16 protein-coding genes are annotated in these 21133 nt (G+C 56.2%); 15 read left to right on the top strand and 1 reads right to left on the bottom strand.

What is annotated here, in order from left to right; genetic code table 11:
- Window positions 1–59: 59 nt before the first annotated feature.
- The 15 genes from TGR7_RS11880 to TGR7_RS17215 all read left to right on the top strand — a co-directional run bounded on the left by TGR7_RS11880 (window position 60) and on the right by TGR7_RS17215 (window position 19286).
- Window positions 60–1052: a glycosyltransferase family 2 protein gene (locus TGR7_RS11880; RefSeq protein ID WP_049764661.1), complete on the top strand. Its 993-nt coding sequence runs from the start codon at window positions 60–62 to the stop codon at window positions 1050–1052.
- A gap of 29 nt (window positions 1053–1081) precedes the next feature.
- Window positions 1082–1924 carry an alpha/beta fold hydrolase gene (locus TGR7_RS16815; RefSeq protein ID WP_187148398.1) on the top strand — a complete coding sequence of 281 codons (843 nt, stop codon included), beginning with the start codon at window positions 1082–1084 and terminating at the stop codon, window positions 1922–1924.
- Complete coding sequence (locus TGR7_RS11870; protein ID WP_012638919.1) at window positions 1917–2921, top strand: alpha/beta fold hydrolase; 1005 nt, start codon at window positions 1917–1919, stop codon at window positions 2919–2921. Before TGR7_RS16815 ends, TGR7_RS11870 begins: the two co-directional genes overlap by 8 nt.
- Before the next feature lie 13 nt (window positions 2922–2934).
- On the top strand, window positions 2935–3948 hold the full coding sequence (locus tag TGR7_RS16810; protein WP_049764659.1) for a glycosyltransferase: 1014 nt from the start codon (window positions 2935–2937) through the stop codon (window positions 3946–3948).
- An 8-nt stretch (window positions 3949–3956) separates the two neighbouring features.
- A complete protein-coding gene (locus TGR7_RS17220) occupies window positions 3957–5144 on the top strand; it encodes a glycosyltransferase family 4 protein (RefSeq protein ID WP_012638917.1) in 1188 nt (395 codons plus the stop codon).
- Window positions 5144–6439: an O-antigen ligase family protein gene (locus TGR7_RS11845; RefSeq protein ID WP_012638916.1), complete on the top strand. Its 1296-nt coding sequence runs from the start codon at window positions 5144–5146 to the stop codon at window positions 6437–6439. The genes TGR7_RS17220 and TGR7_RS11845 overlap by 1 nt, the downstream gene beginning before the upstream one ends.
- Entirely contained in the window at window positions 6436–7677 is a 1242-nt protein-coding gene (locus tag TGR7_RS11840; RefSeq protein WP_012638915.1) for a glycosyltransferase family 4 protein, read from the top strand. The genes TGR7_RS11845 and TGR7_RS11840 overlap by 4 nt, the downstream gene beginning before the upstream one ends.
- Window positions 7674–8210: a phenylacetate--CoA ligase family protein gene (locus TGR7_RS11835; protein ID WP_041441757.1), complete on the top strand. Its 537-nt coding sequence runs from the start codon at window positions 7674–7676 to the stop codon at window positions 8208–8210. Before TGR7_RS11840 ends, TGR7_RS11835 begins: the two co-directional genes overlap by 4 nt.
- A complete protein-coding gene (locus tag TGR7_RS11830; protein ID WP_041441754.1) occupies window positions 8207–9088 on the top strand; it encodes a phenylacetate--CoA ligase family protein in 882 nt (293 codons plus the stop codon). Before TGR7_RS11835 ends, TGR7_RS11830 begins: the two co-directional genes overlap by 4 nt.
- Before the next feature lie 310 nt (window positions 9089–9398).
- Window positions 9399–11258 (top strand): asparagine synthase (glutamine-hydrolyzing), encoded by a 1860-nt coding sequence (gene asnB / locus TGR7_RS11825; protein ID WP_012638914.1) that lies wholly within the window; start codon window positions 9399–9401, stop codon window positions 11256–11258.
- A gap of 234 nt (window positions 11259–11492) precedes the next feature.
- On the top strand, window positions 11493–13580 hold the full coding sequence (locus tag TGR7_RS16805; protein ID WP_012638913.1) for a Gfo/Idh/MocA family oxidoreductase: 2088 nt from the start codon (window positions 11493–11495) through the stop codon (window positions 13578–13580).
- A 43-nt stretch (window positions 13581–13623) separates the two neighbouring features.
- A complete protein-coding gene (locus TGR7_RS11815; RefSeq protein ID WP_041441746.1) occupies window positions 13624–14709 on the top strand; it encodes a glycosyltransferase family 4 protein in 1086 nt (361 codons plus the stop codon).
- A gap of 126 nt (window positions 14710–14835) precedes the next feature.
- The gene (locus tag TGR7_RS16800) at window positions 14836–16062 is read left to right on the top strand and encodes a glycosyltransferase family 4 protein (protein WP_012638911.1); all 1227 of its coding nucleotides are present in this window, start codon (window positions 14836–14838) and stop codon (window positions 16060–16062) included.
- Window positions 16063–16217: 155 nt separating this feature from the next.
- Entirely contained in the window at window positions 16218–17969 is a 1752-nt protein-coding gene (locus TGR7_RS11805; protein ID WP_012638910.1) for an ABC transporter ATP-binding protein, read from the top strand.
- A gap of 354 nt (window positions 17970–18323) precedes the next feature.
- On the top strand, window positions 18324–19286 hold the full coding sequence (locus TGR7_RS17215; protein ID WP_012638909.1) for a glycosyltransferase family 2 protein: 963 nt from the start codon (window positions 18324–18326) through the stop codon (window positions 19284–19286).
- A gap of 106 nt (window positions 19287–19392) precedes the next feature.
- Here the strand turns inward: TGR7_RS17215 and TGR7_RS17210 are convergent, their stop codons facing one another.
- Window positions 19393–20787, bottom strand: coding sequence for a right-handed parallel beta-helix repeat-containing protein (locus TGR7_RS17210; protein WP_012638908.1), 1395 nt, complete (start codon window positions 20785–20787; stop codon window positions 19393–19395).
- Window positions 20788–21133: the final 346 nt, after the last annotated feature.

Here is a 21133-nt window from a genome sequence, read left to right as displayed (position 1 = left end):
GCAAGTTGGTCAGATGTCCGGTTGTCCGCGGAGATGCGTCGTACACGCCCAGGATTACGGTGCTGGTTCCCGCCTACAACGAAGCAGCGGTGATCGGTAAAAAGCTGGACAACCTCCTCAGCCTGGACTATCCGTCCGACGCCCTGCAGATCATCGTGGTCTCCGACGGCTCCACCGACGGCACCAATGCCCTGCTCGAAGACGCTGCGCGGGACGCGCGCCTCACGGCAGTGCTGCTCCCTGAGCGCCGGGGCAAGGCCAACGCGCTCAATCAGGGGCTCAGCCGGGCAACCGGCGAGATCGTCGTGTTCTCCGACTCATCCATCATGCTGGACGCCCGGGCGCTGCGGGAAATCGTGCGTCCCTTTGCGGATCCGGAGGTGGGCTGCGTCTCCGGCGAAGATCACATCCCCGAGGGTGGCGGCGAGGGGCTCTACGGGCGCTACGAGTTGTTCCTGCGCAACCGGGAGTCCGCCATCGGTTCCATCGTCGGGGCCAGCGGGTCCTTCTACGCCCAGCGTCGTGAGTTGTGCGAACCTTTCGTGGATGGTCTGGCGCCGGACTTCCTGTCGGTCCTCAACACCGTGGAGGCGGGTTTCAGGGCAATCACAGAGCCCGCGGCATTCGGATACATGGCTGCCGTCAAGCACCCCGGCGATGAATTTCGCCGCAAGGTACGCACCCTGCTCCGTGGCATGACCACCCTGTGGGTCAAGCGCAGTCTGCTCAACCCGCTACGCTTTGGTCTGTTTGCCTGGGTATTGTTCTCCCACAAGGCCATGCGCTGGCTGGTGCCGCTGTTCCTCCTGGCCGTCTTCATCACCAATCTTGCCCTGGTCGGTCATCCTTTCTACGCCGTCATCTTCCTGTTGCAGTTGCTGTTCTATGGTCTTGCCGTACTGGCCTGGCAACAGGTCTCAAACGTTCAGGATCGCATCTACGGCAAGGTGCCGCTCTACTTCAGCGCCGCCAATCTGGCGGTCGCCTGGGCCTGGGGCAAGTTCTTCATGGGGACCCGCCAGGAACTCTGGGAGCCCTCCCGGCGTGTGTGATGCCCCTGTGCTGTCGGTGTGATGTCGCGATGAATGAAACGCCATTCTTCTTCCCCAACGGTGCCTGTGAGCTGTTCGGTGTCCTGCATCGCCCCGAGTCAGCGGCGACGGGATGCGGTTTTGTCTTTTGCCACCCGTTCGCCGAGGAGAAGCTCTGGGCTCACCGGGTCTATGTGAGTCTCGCCCGGGACCTGGCGGCACGTGGGCATGCGGTGTTGCGCTTTGATCACATGGGGCATGGCGACAGTGACGGCGAATTTGTGGCTGCCTCGGTGGAGACGCATCTGAGCGACATCTCCGCAGCCGTTGAGCGACTGCGCGAGTCCGTGGCGGGGCTGAATCGGATCAATCTGTTCGGGCTGCGCCTGGGGGCGACCTTCGCGGCGCTCGCGGCCACCCGCAGGGAGGACATCGATCGCCTCGTGCTCTGGGAGCCCGTCGTGGAGGGCGGCCGCTACATGCAGGAGGTGCTGCGCGGCAATCTCACATCACAGATGGCAGCCTACGGGCGGGTCCTCCAGGACCGCAAGGCCCTGGTCGAATCCCTGCAGGCTGGCAAGCCCATCAACGTCGATGGCTACGAACTGGGGCTTGCCTTCTACGAGCAGGCCTCGTCCATTGACCTGCTGGCGAGGGCCGGCAGCTTCAGCGGCCAGGTGTTGATACTTCAGGCGGGCAAGCCCGGACAGCCACCTCGCAAGGAACTGGTATCGCTCGCGGAAGGCTATCCCGACGCCCATCTGGAAGCCCTGGTCGAGGAGCCGTTCTGGCGGGAAATCAAGCCTTTCTACCAGCGGGCCGAAGCCCTGTCCGCGGCGACACTGAGCTGGCTGGATGCCCCATGCGATGTCCGGGAGCAGGCCCATGGCTGAGCGCGAGGCGGTGGTTTTCCCCAACCGGGACGGTTTGCGCCTGTTCGGTGTCCTGCATCGGCCGGGGGGTGTTGCCGAACGTGGCGATGTGGCAGTGATCTTCCTGTCCCCGGGGGTCAAGACCCGGGTGGCCCCCCACCGTCTCTACAACAAGATGACCGAATCGGTGCTCAAGCTCGGGTTTCCTGTGCTGCGCTTTGATTTCTACGGGCTTGGCGATTCCGAAGGCGAGTTGCCGGAAACGCAACTGGTCGACCTGTATGCCTCGGTGCAGGATGGGCGTTACCTGGACGACACCCTGTGTGCCATGGACTGGCTGGAGCAGCGGCTCGGGGTGCGACAGTTCATCCTGGCCGGTTTGTGTGGTGGGGCCTTGACCGGGCTGTTTGCTGCCGGCCGCGATCGGCGTGTGTGTGGCGTGCTCGGACTGGGTCTCCCGGTGGCCCTGGATGGGCGCGAGACCGATCCTTCCCGCTTCATGACACAGGGTCAGCTGGAGGATCTGGGCAGCACTTACCTGAGCAAGCTATTCAACCCGCACGCCTGGTGGCGCCTGCTCACCTTCAAAAGTGACTACCGTCTGCTTTTCAGGGCGGTGCAGCGCCGATTGCTGGGTAAGCAAAAGACCGCGCCCAAACCGGTGACGGCCAGTGAGCCGCAGGTGTCCAATCTCAACCCTTTGGTACCCCCCGCGTTTTTCGATTTCCTCAGTGCGGGCGGGCACCTGCTGTTGGTGTTCAGCGGCGCTGACCGTCTTGCCTGGGAGTTTGAGGAGAAATTTGCTCAGCCCTATGCCGGTCGTCTTGCGGGCCTGGGGAATCACTACGAGATGCACACCATTGCCCATGCCAACCACATCCTGTCGGATCCCCAATGGCGTAATGAAATGCAGGAATTGTCTGATGACTGGCTTCTACGTCACTTTTGTCACGGCAGGGATTCTTCCATGAAGGGTAGAGGAACACTGCAAAGGGTAGAGGAACACTGCAGTGAATGAGCCGTCGGTAAGCGTGATCATTCCCGCTTACAATTGTGGCGCCTTCATCCGCCGCGCGCTTGATTCCGTGTTGGCGCAGTCTGATGAAACTGTAGAGGTCATCGTCGTGGATGATGGTTCTACCGATGACACGCCCTCGATTCTTGGGGCGTACAATTCCCGTATTCGGCTTATCCAGCAAAGCAATCAGGGTGTGGCCATGGCAAGGAACAGGGGCATTGCAGTTGCTCGTGGGCGATGGCTTGCTTTCCTGGATGCAGATGATGTCTGGCACGCCAACAAGATCAAAAATCAGTTGCGTGCGGAAAGCCAGTTCCCGGATGCAGGTTTGATATTTACTGATTTCAGGCTGGTGGATGAAGAGGAGTGCTGCCTTGTCGACGCGGCGGCCAAATCCTACTACGGTGTGTTCCGTCGTCATGATCTTGAATGGTCGGATATATTCGGACAGATGGTAACGACCTCGGATGATGCGGTCATGTATTACGGAAATTGTTTTAAGTCACTTTTCCTCGGAAATTTCATCAAGACATCCACCGTCATGATTCGCCGTGATTGTATCCAGAATACAGGGGCCTTTGATGCGTCGCTCACAACGGAAGAAGACTATGATCTGTGGCTCAAGGTCTCTTTGGAACAACCCATGGCATATCTGAACATGCCGTTGGTCGATGTGCGGCGCAGGCCCGGGCAGCTGACATCATTGGGTAATGCAGCTTTGGTCGCTGAAAACTCGGCACGAGTGGTAACGAGAATTGCTGATGTAGCAGGGAAACGGCTAGGCGAGTCTGTTGTGCGTCAGCGCCTGTCGGTCATCTACAGGCATCTGGCACGTGTCAGGTTGTTAGCGGGAAATCATGCGCTCGCGCGACAGGCTGCGCAGCAATCCCTTGAATTTAAAAACATGGATCTCGCGTTGTTCGGAATCATGGTCTGGTCTTATTTTCCGGAAGTTCTGACGCGCTGGTTGGCTGATGGATTCCGTGCGACCCGCCGACTTGTTTCAATGGCTCATGGTGGCTCATGAGATCTGAGATGCCGGAATACGCTATTCTGCCGTCCAGCGAAGTATCGGATTCCGATGCCGGAAAGCCTATCACTGTGCTGGATCTGAGAGATTCCCCCTGGGTGGATGGACCGGGTCGAACCATTCTCGATTGTGCTGAGACGATTGATCCGACTGTCTGTCGGATTGTGGTCTGTGCCTTTGATGGCGGTCTACAGGATGGAACGTCCTACGAGGAGGAAGCGCGTCGGCGAGGTTTGCTTGTCGAGCGTATCCATGAGCGCCGATCTTTGGATGCGCGAGTGCTGAAGCAGATCCTGGATCTGGTTAAGAAGCATGATGCGGATATTTTGCATAGCCATGATTTCAGAACAGATCTTTTCGGCCTGCTTGCTGCGAAGCTGCTCGGCAAGCCCTTGGTATCCACTGTCCATGGGTGGATTGCCAATACCCCAAAAGGCCGGCTCAGCACGCGTCTTGATCAAGTCCTGTTGCGGTTTTCCAGCCATATCATTTCCGTTTCCGATGAGACCCGCAGAAGGCTGGGTAAATGGGCTCGCGAAGATCGATGCACTGTGATTTCAAATGCATTACGAACGGAAAAATACCATCCGCAGAAAGGGCGGGGGCTATTTCGTTCCAGCAACGGTATTGAAGATGGCGAGATATTGATCGCCAACATAGGAAGACTGAGTCCGGAAAAGGGGCAGATGCCTTTCCTGGAAGCTGCGCGGGTATTGCTGGAACAGCATGATGGGCTGAGATTTGTATTGTTTGGTACTGGTCCTGACCAGTGTCTGCTTGAAGACTTTGTTGATCAGCATGATATGGGTGAAGCTGTGATCTTTGCGGGGTATCGCACGGACATGGATCAAATCTACAACGAAATTGATCTGGTCGTGCAATCCTCATACACGGAGGGGATGCCCAATGTCATCCTTGAGGCCCTGCTGATGGAGGTGCCGGTCATCGCCACGTCCGTGGGAGGGACCGGCGAGGTGGTGAAAGATGGCGAGACCGGCATACTGATCCCCCCGGGGGAACATGCTTCGCTCGTGAATGCCATCTCAGATTTTGTCAGGCAGCGGAACCGCTTTGCTGATATGGCTCGTCGTGGCAGGAGTGACGTTCTGGATCGGTTTGATCACCGGCGTCGCGTTGAACGTCTTGTTAGCGTATACAGAGCGCATGCCGGTCTCCCGCAGGGTGGGCGTTGATGCTTTTCGTTGGCTTATTGCTGGTCTTCGTCCTGGATTACACTCGCCCGGATCAGTTTTTCCCGTTTATTATCCAGCTCAAGCTCTACTCCCTGATTCCGTTGAGTGTGTTTGCCGCGAGCCTGATCGTTGAATCGCGGAATCCCAATGGAGACATCCTGGGTTCTCAACAGGGGAAGCTTTTTATTGCGCTTCTGCTGTTGGCGACAGTGTCCATGATGTTTTCAATCAACAAGGATCAATCCTGGCTGATTTGGAAGGCATTGCTCGGGTATATGTTTTTGTTCTTCATGGTGGCCAAGCTTTGTGATGATGTGAATAAGATCAAATGGCTGTTCGTCGTCATCATCGGCGTCCATGTCTGGCTCATATTTCAAAACCCAGCCCTTCTTACCGACCCGAACCAACGAACCTATGTCCGCAATGTCACCTTCCTGGGTGACGGGAATGATTTTTCCCTGTCGGTGGCCATCGCCCTGCCCATGTGCCTGTACCTTTTCCAGTCCTCACGGAGTTTTCTGGGCAAGCTGATCTGGGTCATGGCCGCGATCGTGCTTCTCGGCGCAGTCATGGGAACCCAGTCGCGTGGGGCCGCCCTGGCGATCATTGCCATCGTGTTCTATCTCTGGACCCTGTCCCAGAAGAAGGGCGTTGGTGTGGTGATGATCGTCGGAGGTCTTCTGGTGGTCATGGCCGTGGCCTCCGAGACCTACATCACCCGGATGCAGACCCTTACCACCTATCAGGAGGATGGCTCGGCCATGGGGCGCATTACCGCCTGGAAAGGTGGAATACAGATGGCCAATGACCGCCCCCTAACGGGCATGGGGCCGGGTACTTTTTCCATCGCCTTCGGTAGCCGCTACGCACCGCCCGGCTGGCCGCCCCTGACAGCCCATTCCGTCTACTTTCTGACGCTGGGGGAGCTGGGCTACCCGGGCCTGCTCTTGCTGCTCTGGTTGCTCTGGACCCTGTTCCGGGACAACCAGCGAACGATCAAAGCCATCCCCCTTGACGGGGACCCGGTGAAACTGGAGTACAGGCGCCTCATGGTGGCCGTGACGGGCAGCCTGATCGCCTTCGCTGTTGCGGGCGGATTCCTGTCGGTTCTGTACTACCCCCATCTCTATGTGATCGCGGGCATCATTTTCGCCGCACGCCGGGTCTATCTGCTGGATTGTCCGAAGACGGGTGAGAATGCCGTGGAGGCTGTCCCTGTCAGCCCTCGTGAAGCGCGGCGGTCCAGGGCTTCGTCGGGTCGGGCAACCAGGCGCAAGAGGCATACATCATCATGAAAGTCCTGTTTCTGAGCCAGATCGTCCCCTATCCACCCCATGGCGGTGTCCTGCAGCGGGGATTCAACATCGTCCGCGAGGTCGCGAATCGTCACGAGCTGCATCTGCTGGCCTTCGTGCACCGGGACATCCTCAAGACGCCCGAGGAGGTGGAGCACAGCCGCCGGGTGCTGGGGAGTTTCTGTGAATCCGTGGAATACTTCGACCTCTGGCCCAAGCGGTCACAACTGGACAAGCTGCTGGCCATCGGGGCAGGCCTGGCACTGCCCGAGCCCTTCAGCGTCATCGCCCATCGTTCTCCCGCCTTCGGCCGGCGTATCCGAGACATCGTTCAGGAGCGGGGCATCGATGTGATTCACTACGACACCATCGCCCTGGCACGCTTCATGGGGAGCGCCCCGGGACTGCCCTCGGTGCTGACCCACCACAATATCGAATCCCAGCTCATGGACAGACGCGCGGCCGTGGAACGCTGGCCGGCCAGCGCCTACCTATCCATGCAGACCCGCAAGCTCCTGGCCTACGAGGCGTCCATGAGTCCCCGGTTCGATGTCAACGTGATGATGTCTGATGTGGATGCCAGCGCCCTGCGAAAGATCGCACCGGGCGTTGAAACCGCGGTCGTGCCCAATGGTGTGGACGTGGACTACTTCGTGCCGGGCAATGAGCCCGAGGAACCGGCGATGATCTACACCGGCGGCATGAACATGTTCGCCAATCGCGACGCGGTGATGCATTTCGTCGATCACATCTGGCCCCTGGTCAAGGCGGCCCGGCCCGATGCACGCTTTGACATCGTGGGACAGGACCCTCAGCCGGAGTTGCTGGAGCGCGCCCGCGCGGATAGTGGTCTGCGCGTTCACGGTTACCTCGATGACGTCCGTCCACTGGTGAGAAAGGCGGCAGTCTACGTGGTGCCGATCCGGGTCGGCGGCGGCACGCGCCTCAAGGTGCTGGATGCCCTGGCCCAGGGAAAGGCCATCGTGTCCACCGCTGTGGGTTGCGAGGGCATCCAGGTGACCCACGACAAGGATATCCTCATCGAGGATGACCCGCAGGCCTTCGCCCGCCTGGTGGTGTCACTCCTCAATGATCCGGAGCGTCGCCGCTCGCTGGGTGACAGGGGCCGGGATCTGGCGGTATCGCGCTATGCCTGGGGGCCTATAGGGGGGCGTCTGATCACGGCCTATGAAGACGCCATCCGGCGTCATCAGGGCAGGTCGGAGCGCGCCGCATGAATCCACTCGTCAGACAGGTCTATGACGGCCTCCCGGCCCCGCTCCAGAATGCCGTGGTGAGTGGCTTTGGATGGTGGCTTGACCGCAAGCGTTACGGCGGGCGTTTCCGCGAGTACCAGTCATTCCTGGAAGAGAGCCAGTGGTGGTCACCTGAACAGCTCGGGGTGTGGCAGGATGAGCGCCTGCGCGACATCGTCAGGCATGCCTTTGAACAGGTGCCCTTTTACCAGCGGCGCTTCGCGGACTACGGTCTACGACCCGAAGATATCCAGTCCCGGGACGATCTGCACAAGCTGCCCCTGCTCACACGCAAGGACATCATCGAGCACTTCGACGATCTGATCGCCCGTAACGTCAGCCGGCGTTCACTGCAACTGGGCCATACCAGCGGCACCACCGGTTCGCCCCTGGAGGTGCTGTACGATGCCGACACCACCCAGCTGACCTATGCCATGCTGGATCGCCAGTATCGCTGGGCAGGGGTCAATTTCGGACACGGGGGCGATCGGGTGGCGGTGCTGCGGGTAACGTGATCGTGCCCCTTGAGCAGAAGCGCCCGCCCTTCTGGCGTCACAACCGCTACCACAACCAGCTGCTGCTCTCGGCGTTCCACATGTCCAATGCCAATCTGCCGCAATACCTGGCGGCGATCCGGGATTTCGGGGCGGCTGTACTGGACGGTTATCCCTCGACGCTCTATGTCCTTGCCCGTTTTGTGCTCTCCAGCGGAGAGAGGCTCCCGCTCAAGGCCGTGATCTCCGCGTCCGAGACCCTTTACGACTTCCAGCGCGAGGCGATCGAACAGGCCTTCCAGTGCCGGGTGTTCGACTACCTGGCTGCAGCCGAGCGGGTGGTGTTCAGCGCTGAATGCGACCGGCACGAAGGTCACCACCTGTGCCTCGAATACGGTGTTTCCGAGTTCATCGGAGAGGACGGTGCCGCCGTTCCAGCCGGACAGCCCGGCAAGCTGGTCTGCACCACCCTGCACAATCGCGGCATGCCGCTGATCCGCTATGTCAGCAACGACGTGTCGGCCATGAAAACCGTCACCTGCTCCTGCGGCCGCGGGCTGCCCCTGATGGAGGATGTGACCACCAAGGCCGAGGACATCCTGGCCCTGTCAGACGGCCGGATGATCTCCCCGTCGGTGCTGACCCATCCGTTCAAGCCCATGCACACGGTGGAGGCCAGCCAGATCGTCCAGGACGACCACGACAGCATCGAGATCCGTGTCGTCCCGGGCCCCGGCTACAGCGATGCAGACACCCAGCACCTGCTGCGGGAGTTCAAACAACGCCTGGGCGAGGGGGTGAGGGTGCGGGTCACGCAGGTTTCCGAACTGGAGCGCTCCCGGAGCGGCAAGTTCAAATGGGTGATCTCGAAGGTAAAGGGCAGTGTACAGGTCACATGAGGAACGGCGTGTCTCCTCTCGCGGAGGCGCAGAGCCGCGGAGAAAAAGTTGATTGGATGAAACCGTGTTGTTGCCGGATGATTGTCGAGGCGAGATCTGCGAATACGATGATTTTCGTCTCTAGCAATATAACAGCAGGGCAAAGAAGGATAATGCATCCAGATATTGACACTCTTGTCCTGCGTCCCCGCGCCTCCGCGAGAGAAAAGCTTTTCTTGGCATTTTGGATTACTTGTATGAGTTTCGATTTTCTCCGCGCCTCCGCGCCTCCGCGAGAGAGTGGATTTTCAGACATGGAGCATTCATAGCAATGTGCGGAATTGTCGGAGTCGTCGGTCGCGACGGACAGCCCCTGGACCGGGAGGTGTTTCTGCGCGCGCGCGACACCATGACCCATCGCGGACCCGATGACGGCGGTTTCTACCAGGATGGCCCCGTGATGCTGGGGCATCGCCGTCTGAGCATCATCGATCTGGGCGGCGGGCATCAACCCATGTCGGCTGCCGATGATGCCGTCTGGATCGTATTCAACGGCGAGATCTACAACTTCCGGGAGCTCAGGAAGGAACTGGAGGCCAAGGGACATCAGTTCCGCTCCCATTCCGACACCGAGGTGATCCTGCATCTCTACCTGGAAGAGGGCGTATCCGCATTTGAACGGCTCAACGGGATCTTTGCTTTTGCCATCTGGGACCGGCGTTCGGGCGAGTTGCACCTGGTCCGGGATCAGATGGGCATCAAGCCCCTGTACTATGCGGAGTCGCCCGGGGGCCTGGTGTTTGCATCCGAGATCAAGACGCTCCTCGCCACCGGCCTGGTCCAACCGGAGATGGAGGCTGAAGCGTTACCGGAATACCTGCTGTTTCGAGACGTTTCCGGTGAGCGTACCCTGTTCAGAAATGTGCGTCGGCTGCTGCCGGGCCATCGTCTGACCTTCTCGGGCGGAAGCCCTGTCATGCATCGCTACTGGACCCTTCAGGCTCCCGAGGCTGAGCCCTTTGCCGGCGGTTTCGAGGCGGCGGTGGATGCCCTCGAGGTTCTGCTGGACGACGCAGTGCACATGCAGATGGTCAGTGATGTTCCGCTTGGCACGTTCTGCAGCGGCGGCGTTGATTCCAGCCTGATTACCGCGCTTGCATCCCGACATGCCTCTGCGCCGATCAACACCTTCTCGGTGGGTTTTGACGAATCGGCCTTTGACGAAAGTCAGTATGCCCGCCTGGTCTCGGCCCGCTGCGGCACCCGGCACCATGAGATCCGATTGTCCAACCAGGCCTTCACCGATGACCTGGAACGACTCATCTGGCACAACGATGAGCCGCTGCATTTTCCCAATTCGGTACATATCCATGCAGTCAGCCAACTGGCCCGTAAGCATGTCACGGTGGTCCTGACGGGGGAGGGGGCAGATGAACTCTTTGCGGGTTATCCCCGCTACCAGATCCCGGTTCTATTGCGGCGCTGGCGCAGCGTGCCAGGGCCGGCTCGTGCCCTGTTGCGCTCCACGGCGCGTCTGCTGGGTGATCATCGGGTGCAGAAGCTCGACCGTTTCAGCGACCTGCCGCAGGGGTGGGACGTGCTGATGAATTCCGCGGCCACCGACCCGGACAGGCTGCGCACCCCGGTGGAGCTGGCCCAGGCTGTCTCGCCATACCGGCGAGCGGCCTTCGAAGCCACCCAAGGGGACGTCGTCCGCCGGCTGTCGCTGCTGGATCAGCAGACCTATCTGGTCTCGATCCTGAATCGTCAGGACAAGATGAGCATGGCCACCAGCATCGAATCCCGCGTGCCCTTCCTGGATCCCCGGGTCGTGCGTTTCGCTCTCAGCTTGCCCACCGCCTACAAGCAGGGTCGCATGGACAACAAGCGGGTGGTCAAGGCCCTGGCGCTGAGACACCTGCCCGCCGAGGTGATCAAGCGACGAAAATCCGGCTTCGGCGTGCCGCTGGCCGACTGGTTCAGGGCTTCCGAGGGCCTGGGTGACCTGGTGAGTGTGCTGCATCAGGATGATCTGGTGACCGAAGTGTTCGGTCGTGCAACCCTCCGTGGACTGCATGATGAACACCGGCAGGGTCAGGCCGACCACAGCGATGTCCTCTGGGCCGCCCTGAATCTTGCCCTCTGGCGCAAGGCGTTCAATGTGACCAACGGACTGCGGGAAGCGGCATGATCCTGTTATACCCGACCAATTCGTATAAGACTTGCATGTGGGTATCTGCTGTAACCGATGTCCCGATACACTCGGCACATCCGCGCATCGAAACTGAATCGAGCCTGGTGTTAATTGATTTTCTCCGCGCCTCCGCGCCTCCGCGAGAGAAAAGCTTTTCCTGACTTTGAGCGCTTCGAGCGATCACGATTCAGGCTGACCAACAATCCATCAAGAAATCAAGGGCCAGGGAATATGACTGACAAGGTGTTGAAGATCGCAATACTCGGTGGCGGCAAGATGGCAGGCCAGCATGCCGCCGCCATCGCCACCCTGAAGAATGCTCGGCTCGTGGCCGTTGCCGATCCGCTGATTCCGGAGGAGGATCTGAAGACGCGTTTTGGTGCCGGCGTGGGCTTTTACAGGGATGCCGAGACACTGCTCAAGGAGGCCGACCCCGATGTCGTACACGTGGTCACACCACCGGCGACCCACGTGGATCTGGCCCGCCTGGCACTGGAGCATGGCGCCCATGTATACGTCGAGAAGCCCTTTGCCCTGTCTGAGGACGATGCCCGCGCAGTGCTCCAGCTGGCGGATGAAAAGGGTCTCAAGGCCTGTGCGGCCCATCAGGTCCTGTTCCAGGATTCCGGTCGCAAGTACCGGGACTACATGCACCTGATCGGCGACGTGGTCCATGTGGAGAGCTATTTTTCCTTCAAGACCGTGCGTCGGCGCGCCGATGGCAAGGGCAGTGTCACGCCGGTTGAACAGCTGATCGATATCCTGCCGCATCCGGTCTACCTGTTGTTGAGTGCCTTTGAGAAGGATGGCGTTACACCGGAGATGGAATTACGGTCCCTCGATGTCTCCCCGCAAGGCGAGGTGCGGGCGCTGGTGTCGATCCAGGGCCGACCCGCCATGCTGGTGGTCACCCTGCGGGGCAGACCCATCGAGTCCTATCTGAAGATCGTGGCCACCAACGGCTCCATCAATGCGGATTTCATCCTGGCTGGGGTCACCAGGCTTCCCGGGCCCGGCGCCTCGGCCCCCGCCGTCGTCCTGAGGCCCTTCAGCCAGGCGAGACAGATGGTGTTCGGTTCCCTGGCAACCCTGTTCAAGATGTTCTTCCGGCGCCACAAGAGTTATCCGGGCCTCGCCGACCTGTTGCAGGGTTTTTATGCCAGTATCCATGGCGAAGGCAGCGTGCCCGTCACCCGGGAGAGCATCATCCAGACGGTGAAACTCTGCGAGCAGATCGGTGACAGGCTGATGGAGGCCGAGCGGCAGGCCGAGGTGGAGGCTGCCGAGGCCCTGCGACAGGCGGAGGCCGCCCTTGCCCCGCCCGAATCTGGCCGCAAGGCGATCCTGGTGACCGGAGGCACCGGCTTCCTGGGCCGCGAGGTGGTGACCGAGCTGCGTGGACGTGGCTGGTCGGTGCGGGTGCTGGCCCGCCGCATGCCTGCATTTGCCCAGCGGGTGCCCGGTGTCGAGTACATCGAGGCGGACCTGGTGGGCGAGTTGCCCGAGCAGGCCTTCACGGACGTTGAGGCGGTCGTGCACCTGGCCGCGGAGACCGTGGGCGGCAAGGAGGCCCACGAGCGTAACACCATCCGTGCGACCCGCAACGTGCTGGATACCGCAGGCCGGCTGGGTATCCGCAAGGTCATCGATACCAGCAGCATCGCGGTGCACAAGCCCAGCAGTGAGGTGGGGCACCCCCTGAGCGAAAGCGATCCGGTGGATGAGGGCAATCTCGGGCGAGGACCCTATGTCTGGGCCAAGGCCGAGGCGGAGCGCATCGCCCGCGAGCTGGGCAAGGCCCATGGATTCGGGACGCGCACAGTCCGGCTTGGGCCGCTGGTGGACTATCGTCACTTCACGCCACCCGGACGCCTGGGGCGGGAAGTGGGTCCGCTGTTCGTCGCCGCCGGCACGCCTTCCAGTGAGCTGAGCGTGTGTGACGTCACCACGGCGGCGCAGGTGATCCGCTACCTGGTAGAACGCTTCGATGAGGCGCCTTCGGTCGTGAACCTGGTCGAGGCACCGCCTCCCCGCCGACGTGACCTGGTACGCCGTTTACGCGAAGCGCGTCCTGACTTGCGCTTCATGTGGTTGCCGTTCACTGTGATCAGGATGCTGGGCGGGATGCTCAAGGTGGTCCTTAGGCTCCTCAAGCCGGGAAAGGCGCCGCTCGATCTCTATTCGGCCTTTGCCAGTGAGCGATATCAGACAAATCTGGCAGAAACCGTCATCCGCAAGGCCCGTGAACAGGAGGGGATTGGATCTGGAAATGTTGCCGGGATCGGTGCCGAGCATCGCTCACCTGCCACCGCAGACTAATTAATGATCTGGATTCCGTTGCCACAAAACCCAGTAGAGATCCATGGCCGCAAAGGCATGCATGATGTCTGTTGAGCGACGAAAGAAGACAGGCCGGCAGGCAGCGGATAAGCGGCCCCGTTCACTCGTGGTCACGCTGGGGCCATGGCACGATAAGCCCTGGTGGTGGACGCATCTGGATGCTGACAAGGACCTCTGTGCCCTGGATTATGAACGCCTGACCTACAAGGGCAAACACTCCCAAACGATCTCCACACTGGAACTGCCCTGGGTGATGCTGAAGGTTTTGTGGCATCTGATCGGTTGGAGGCGTCGCTACGAATATGTATTCACGTTCGAGTGCGACCTTGTCGGTCTGTCCATCGCCTTTTGGCAGTCCCTGACAGGCATGAGGCGTCCGAAGCATGTCATATTACAGTTCATCATGAGGGAGAAGCAGCCGACGTTTAGATCCAGGGTCAAATATTCGTTGATGCGACTTCTGCTGTCCTCGGTTGAACGTGTAATCGTCTCATCAAGACACGAGATCAACTATTACAGTCATGTGTTTGGCTGGTCAAAAGACAAGCTGGCGTATGTGCCTCTGCACACATCGCCTGTACTTTTGGAGAAAACAGTAGATCAGGTTGAGGGCTACATTATTGCTGCCGGAAGGTCATTTCGGGACTACTACACACTGATCAAGGCTGTTTCGGGAACGGAGATCAGGCTTGTGATCGTTGGTGGAACAGGTACCGCTGACAGTTTACCCAGGAATGACAACGTGACTGTACTGGAGAATATCCCGGTCAATGAGCTTGAACTGCTTATTCTGCGCGCGCGTGCGGTAATCGTACCACTTGAACACAGATCTATATCCACGGGTCAGAGCGTGGTGCTCCAGGCAATGGCTTTGGGTAAGGCGGTCATTGCAACAAAAACGGCAGGTACAGTGGATTATATCGATCACATGGTGGATGGTTTGCTGGTGCGGCACAAGGATCCTCAAGCCCTCAAGGACATGATCCGATTGCTCAATGCTGACCACGATCTGTACGAGCGACTGGGTACAAATGCGCGACGAAGAATCGCGAATGCGCATCTTCCTTGTCATTACACGAAAATGGTCAGGGAGGCGCTCAGAGGCTGATGCTTCAGGCTGTTGTGTAAGAGCCTAACGCCCTGCGGGAACTCATGATCAGTGCGCGCTGTGTAATAAACATAAAGCTATGCGGCGGATGGATGATAATGAGTGTGTGGTTGCCAGTAATGGCTGATGCAGGCAATGCGCCGAACGTTCTCCATGGTGAGCATTTTGAATAATAAGGTGCTGTATCTTGAACACAACACGGATGGCACAGTGGGCGGGTCGCACGTATGCCTACTGGCGATATGCCGTCATCTGGACCGGGAGAATTATCAGCCGATCGTTTGCTTCTATGAAAACACTGAGATCAAAGACGACTTCGTCGCTTCAGGTGCGCGAGTGATGGTCCTGGATACGCCGAAACCTATCATCCTGCCGTCACCAAAGCTCAGATGGTTTGCCGTTATCACCAGATTGTTGCAGTCCGCTGTGAATTTCGTGCGTGTACTGATTTTGAATACATACAAATGGTTGCGTATTTTGCGCCGAGAGAAAGTCAGTATCGTGCATCTAAATAATTCGAGTGGAGGGGATCTGGACCTCATACTTGCGGCCAGAATGCTTGGGCTAACTGTTATCGCCCACCAGAGAGGCTTTCCGCCCGATTTTGGGCGTATGTCATATTTCGGTACGAAGTTGATCCATCGGATCATTAGTGTTTCGGATATGGTTAAAGATGATCTTCAGAGACGTGGTGTATCGCCAGGAAAATTGATTCGAATCTATGATGGCATTGAAACAGAGCGTTTGAGAAACAGCGCCGATCCCGTTGGATTAAGGCATTCTTTGGGCATTGATGAGGGCGTTCCAGTAGTCGGAATGCTTGGCAATATCAAGTGGTGGAAGGGACAAGAGGTTCTAATCAGATCTCTACCTGCAGTGGTCGAGTCTTTTCCTGACTTGAGATGCGTGTTCGTTGGCAAGGTCGCGGACAATAATTATTACGATCGAATTCTCGACCTTGCTGACTCCTTGGGTGTGGCAAGGAAGATCATATTTACGGGTTATCGCAAGGACGCGACAGACCTGATGGACATCATGGACGTAGTCGTCCATGCGTCGGTGGAAGCAGAACCATTTGGTCTGGTCGTTCTCGAGGCCATGGGAAAGGGACGTCCGGTGGTTGCAGCTGATCTCGGTGGGCCAAAAGAAACCGTTATTCCAGGTGAGACCGGCATGCTGTTTCGCTCGGGAGATCATGTTGATCTTGCGGATAAGCTGGTGGCGCTGATCCGGGATCCAGGGCTCAGGCATCGTCTTGGTGAGGCTGGTATCGTCCATGTCAAAAGCAGATTCACTGCCGAAGTCAATGCTCAATCAATACAGGCTGTCTACGAGGGCGTGATTAAATCATAAATGATTAATCGTGCGTCTCTGCGATTTTGAATTATTTGACCCCATTTTCTGGCCCTGGCATTTCTCTCCAATTGACCTGGTTAGGATAGGTATTTGTGATAGCGATATTCAAAACGATGTATGACATGCTTGAGCGAAAGGAAAGGCGCCGGGCCATGTTTGTATTCCTGCTAACGCTTATTATGGCATTGGTTGAAACCATGGGTGTGGCATCCATCATGCCATTCATCGCCGTACTTTCAAATCCAGGTGTCGTGGAAAGCAACCAATACTTGTTTGCTGTTTACTCATATCTGAATTTTGAGGACAGAAGTGAATTTCTGTTTTTCCTTGGGTCGGCAACATTCCTCTTGCTGATGTTCAGCATCCTGCTACGGGCGCTTACGTTATGGGCCCAGCTTCGATTCATGCATCTGCAGAATCATTCACTTGGCTTGCGCCTTGTTGGTGGATATCTGAAGCAACCGTATTCCTGGTATCTGGGTCGTCACACATCCAAGCTCTCTGCTAACATTCTCTCCGAAGTCGGATATGTGATTCAGGGTGCTTTTTTCACCGCAATGGTGCTTGTGTCGAATCTTTTTGTAGCCGCATTCTTGCTGGCATTATTGCTTGTAGTGGATCCTGTTCTAGCTATTAGTATGGCTGTCATTCTGTGTGGGGTTTATCTGCTGGTGTATGTGATTGCAAGACATTATCTTGCGAGACTCGGCCATGAGCGCATGGTTGCAAACCAGGGGCGCTATCGGGCGGTAAGCGAGGCCTTTGGTGGAATCAAGGACATCAAGATCGGAGGGCACGAGCACGAATTTCTTCGGAGATTCAAAAAGCCATCGCTCGATATGGCGCGACGAAGCATCTCATCCATGATCATATCGGAGTTTCCATCATTTGCGATGCAGGGGCTTGTGTTCGGTGGCATGATCGTTGTGTTGCTTTATCTTATTTCCGTGCATGGAGGCGTAGAAGGGGCCTTGCCTTTGATTGCGCTCTACGCATTAGCTGGTTACAGGCTTATGCCTGCGCTTCAAGGTATCTATCGTGGCATTACGCAGCTCAAAGTCATGATGCCGGCCACTGAATCACTCCATTCTGATTTGCTGGAGATTCAGGATTCAAGGCGTAATTATCCGGTGACAGACAATATATCTCCGATTACTCCATTGCCGCTCAACAGCAGTATTGAGCTGCGTGATGTGCGGTTCAGTTATCCAGGGACTGACAAATTGGCGCTGGACGGCGTAACGATGCATATCCCTGCATATTCGACGATTGGGCTCGTCGGTACAACGGGCTCAGGAAAGACCACCGTTGTTGATATCATCCTTGGACTTATCAAGCCGTCAAGCGGTTCCTTGCTCGTGGATGGCTGTGTTATCAATCAGAATAATGTCGCATCCTGGCAGAAAAGCGTGGGCTATGTTCCGCAAACCATATTTCTGGCGGATGACACAATCGCAGCGAATATTGCCTTTGGGATTCCTGCTGAGAAGATTGATATTGACGCCGTTGAAAGAGCGGCAAGGATGGCTAATCTCCATGATTTTGTCGTTCATCAACTTAAATATGGATATCAGACCGAGATAGGTGAGCGTGGTGTCAGATTGTCTGGTGGACAGAGACAGAGGATTGGTATAGCCCGGGCGCTTTACCATGATCCGAATGTTCTCATATTTGACGAGGCAACCAGCGCGCTTGATAACGTAACTGAGCATGGTGTCATGGAAGCGATACATTCGCTAGCACGTAAAAAGACAATTATCATTATCGCTCATCGTCTGAGCACGGTGCGTCAATCCGATAAAATATTTGTTATGGATCAGGGATGTGTTGTCGGGTCTGGCAACTATGATGAACTTATAGAGTCTAGTCCTAAGTTTCGTGAAATGGTTGTGACCATTGAATAGGCGCAGAAAACATTTAGTATTACATACGATATTTGATGAATATGAAAATTAGTCTGATTAGCTTTACATGGCGGCCAATGTTATTTCACATTGCGCCTGGGTTGAGAGAATTAGCTGGTCAGATATCAAAGTGGAGTGAATAATCAATTTGTGCAATGGTGTGTTAGAGCTCTGGCTTAATAAAGCGCATCGGAGATGCTGAGCAAGGTAGAGTTTCAATATGGCCAGAATTGTCTTTAGAAACCGAGTTCGTTGACATGATGCAGCGCAGCGACCGTATGTGGATGTGCTGATCGTGTGGTGGAATTTTTGCTTTTAATCGCTGCTCACTTGTCCATCAACAGGAAGTGTAGAATGCGTATCGGTGTAATCATCGTAAATTACAATTCTGGTGCGTTACTGCGGAAGTGTTTAGAGCACGTTAGTCGTCAGACGGTTTCTCCAAGTCGAGTATTAGTGCTAGACAATGCAAGCCATGATGGTTCTTTGGTGGGAGTTGAAGGAATTCTGCCATCATTGCAAGTTGTGCGTATGGATCATAATGTTGGCTTCGCCAAGGCTAATAACATAGCTGCTGACATGCTGGCAGACTGTGATTGGATCGCTTTACTCAATCCTGATGCTTTCCCAGAAAAAAAATGGTTACAAACTCTCATGCGCGCGACGGTTCAATATCCTGCACATGATTCATTTGCATCGAAGATGTTAAGTGAGCAGGACGCGACTATTATTGATGGGGCAGGCGATTCATATAAAGTCGATGGCAGGGTGTGGCCGAGGTTTCAGGGTATGCCAGCAGACGTCTACGGTCTGAAGGAGGAGGAAGTATTTTCACCATGCGGGGGTGCGGCACTGATCCGAAGACGAGTATTCCTTGACCTCGGCGGCTTTGATGTAAATTATTTTTGTTATCACGAGGATGTGGATTTTGGGTTCCGGATGCGTCTACGGGGGTGCCGGTGTATGTATATTCCGAATGCCATCGTGAGGCACGTCGGATCTGCTAGCAGTGGCAAAGGTAGTGATTTTTCTGTCTATTACGCCCATCGAAACATGGTCTGGACATATGTTAAGAATATGCCTGGTCGTTATTTCTGGTACTACCTTCCTTTTCATGTATTTGTCAATTTTGCATCGATTGTATTATTTGTCATGCGCGGACGCGGGAAAGTAATACTGAAAGCGAAAACTGACGCGTTAAAATCACTTCCTGTTATGCTGAGTCAGCGTCGCAATGTTCAGTTGTGCCGATGTGTTAATGCGGCGGACATTATTCGCGCAATGTCACCTATTAAGTATCCTTGGCGCATGAATTAATACAGAGTCCAATGAAATGCCCGTGGCTAGGTTGTTACCACGGGCATTTTCTATAGTCTTGTAGAGTTTCTACCAAGTTAGTCACATTAAGATGTGAGCGAGTTGGTCACCGCAACGTTAGTGATTGCGGCGCGCTTGGTGCACTGGCGGGAGCTGTCCCGCTCAGGAGTCCAATGGATTCTGTTCCCGTAATATATGCGCCAATTGTAATTGCATCGGATGTGATACTGTTGTTATTGAGGTCCAGAACATCGATGCCTGCTCCAAATGCGGGAGAACTGGATTGGAGACGGTAATTCAACGTACTTATGTCCTGAAATCGCGGATCGCTTGTAAAGCTGCTTAGTTCTTTGCCGCCGAGTGCTGCGCGCCATGCTTCTATGCTGGTGTATCGTGTGCCGGCTATGCTCCAACCACGCGGATTGTTGTGATAGATATTGTGGTCGATATTGAAGGGGTTCGTCGAACCACATTCTCCTGCAGAAAAACCCTCTGTTTGAGAATGTGCGATGATGTTGTTTCTAAATCTCACATTACTCATGGTGTCGCCACACCATCCGATCCGGAGTCCATTTCCGTTACCAACTAGCGTGTTGTTGACCACGCTAACATTCTTGGAATTGAGTTCTATGGATATGCCGCTTCCGTTATTGATGGCAATGTTCTGATGGATGCGGTGCTCACCATCAGGATGGGTGTACATGGTGAGTATACCTTTGCCATTGTTGCGTAACAGATTATTGCGTATTGTAAAGTCTCGGTTATCACCGCCTTTTACGAAAATTCCAGCGCCAGAGTCGTAGATTTCATTGTTTTCGATCAGCGCGCCTCGGCTGAAATAAGCCATTATACCTGCGCCATTGTGGTGTACGTTGCCGAAGTTTAGGACATTGAATATGCGATTGTTCCTAAGCACGACGTTGGTGGTATTTTCCAAACGGATTCCATTGTGATTATCTCCGTTCACGCCATTGTCGTATCCATTGATGACACAATCTTCGATCGTAGAGCCAGTCGTTGACCACAACACAACTGGCCCGGTATCGGATGTTGATAGTGCATCGATTTCGTTAATCGTGAATCCTTTCCAGGAGATGTAGTCTCTGGCTCCATAATTACCGTTAGCACCAATCAGCGGTCCCCGTCCGGTTTGAGTCAAGATCACAGTGCCTTCTGCCTGGAAGACAATCGGGTTCGAGGCTGTTCCGCTATTCGCTGGATTGTAGGCAGGGTCGTAGCGGACACCTGTACCGGTAGTGGAATAGGTGCCTGCCCTGATGATAACCGTATCACCTGCGCGAGCGGCCTCGGAGGGATTTGGCGAGCTTCGATTTGTGCTTCCCCACGCCGCACGCCCAATCGTCCGCCAGGGCATTTCGGCGCTGTTGTCTTGATACGAGACATTGTCATTGCCTCTCGTGCCGTCCACGTAGAGCGTCTTTGATAGAGCGGGTGTCGAGAGAAGAAGTAGAAGAGCGATGCTGATAAGTAAGCGATACATGTCCAAGTGACCTCTTAAAATCTGCTGAATGCAGCTGCGGCGCGCAGAGTGTCTGAAGGGCTCCCTAATAAGCCTGTTCAGCTGTTCGGGATGGTTACGGCCACTTCGCATGAATAGGTGCTTCCGCAATAGTTAGAGCCGGTTGCCGAACAATAAAATCCAATGTAACCGGTGTTCACGACTGAGGCATGCGAATAGCTGCCTGAATTGCGCCCCATTTCCACGATGTAACCTTCTACGGTGGTGCATGTGCCATCCAGTGAAGTATTAGGGGCGTTCCAAGCCAGGGTGACTGTCTGACCAGGAGATAATTGGCCAGATGCCTCATTGGAAAGAGGTCCTTGTT

It is taken from the genome of Thioalkalivibrio sulfidiphilus HL-EbGr7, from assembly GCF_000021985.1.
Lineage (GTDB): Bacteria > Pseudomonadota > Gammaproteobacteria > Ectothiorhodospirales > Ectothiorhodospiraceae > Thioalkalivibrio_A > Thioalkalivibrio_A sulfidiphilus.
Note: the sequence above shows the minus strand (reverse complement) of the source record. Positions and strands in the feature narration are given on the sequence as shown.